The sequence below is a fragment of the Salinisphaera sp. G21_0 genome (genome assembly GCF_017744115.1).
In the GTDB taxonomy this organism is placed as follows: domain Bacteria; phylum Pseudomonadota; class Gammaproteobacteria; order Pseudomonadales; family Endozoicomonadaceae; genus Endozoicomonas.
Genome location: NZ_JAGHQW010000204.1, coordinates 1 through 831 on the forward strand (window position 1 = coordinate 1; position 831 = coordinate 831).

Consider the following 831-nt stretch of genomic DNA (forward strand, 5'->3'; position numbering starts at 1 on the left):
CAGTTTCGCCATGGCCCACAGCAGGTTGGCGATTTCCTGTGGTTTAAAGTCAGCTTGTTGTGTGCTCACGCGGTGTAACAAAGCGACCACGGCCTCGTTGAACTCTGATGTCCTTTCCTGCCCGTTGTTCACCAGTTTTGCCATGGCCCACAGAAGGTTGGCGATAGCCTGGGTAGCAATATCCCTGGCTGGAAGTTTTTGGTTGCAGTTAAATATTATTGCATCAAGTAGCGTTGACAATAAGCTAGCCTGAGTAAGTTTAACTCGCTCATCCATGGGTTTATGAAGGGTAAAAACACCCGCTGAAGTAAATGAGTGCAGTGTTGTCGTCAGGCTTCGCCAATTCCAGCTCCGGGTTGCGGTAAAATTTTGCAGCAACCGCACCAGCTGGCTTTGTTCTGTTCGATTTAACGGTCTTTTAGCCGCTGACGTGTATTTTTTAATTGAACTGGCATATTGCCCGTGATTTCTCCCATCATAGCGATGACCGAAACGATTCGATTTACTCACCAGATCATCCATTATTTCCTGTTTGATGAGGGCATTAAAATCTTGAGCAGAATTTACTGAACGGCACTGTAGATGTTGATAAGAGCGTGTGCCAGAAGACTGATAATATTCATTGCGACCCGGTGCAGTGCGGGGGGGATTATCCCATTGTCTGACTGTGGCATGTCTGTACCGCCCGGGGCTTGAAGAAGGACTATGGCCATTCGGCTGGTTGTAACCGTTATCAGATCTTGTGTATTGATCACTGATACCAGTAGAACTTCTATCCATAATTATATTTCATTAATTCATGAAAATATAAAAAGCAGACTGCTGTTCTGC

The 831-nt window shown here is 45.7% G+C and carries 1 protein-coding gene; it reads right to left on the reverse strand.

Annotated elements, in window-relative coordinates; translation table 11 throughout:
• A partial coding sequence (locus tag J7439_RS25665; protein ID WP_209204894.1) for a hypothetical protein occupies nt 1–780 on the reverse strand: 780 nt, incomplete at its 3' end.
• Nucleotides 781–831: the final 51 nt, after the last annotated feature.